General features: G+C 57.8%; 1 protein-coding gene. It reads right to left on the reverse strand.

Annotation, left to right across the window (positions count from 1 at the left end; genetic code table 11):
• Window positions 1–251 (reverse strand): hypothetical protein (locus tag AAEY79_RS15855; RefSeq protein WP_352289611.1); only part of this gene is annotated, 251 nt, incomplete at both ends.

The following is a 251-nucleotide window of genomic DNA, read 5'->3' on the forward strand; positions in this document are numbered from 1 at the left end:
CCACCAGTTTGCCCAGGCTGTCCCAGTCGAGACGACCTTGTGCATCCATGGGTGTGACCAGTGCCACCATACTGCCCGCAATCATGCAACCGCTCCTGCCGGAAAAAGAGAGCCGTAATGGTACTGGCGCCAAGATGCTTGTACAAGCGAAGTACCGCGTGAGGATGCGTTCTGGCGCAACTAAACGTCGGGCAATGCCATCATTGGGCCAAAGCACCGCCCGAAGCCGGCTGATCACGCAATGAAAACGC

Source organism: Psychrobacter sp. GW64-MNA-CIBAN-0177 (assembly GCF_040309585.1).
Classification (GTDB): Bacteria; Pseudomonadota; Gammaproteobacteria; order Pseudomonadales; family Moraxellaceae; genus Psychrobacter; species Psychrobacter okhotskensis.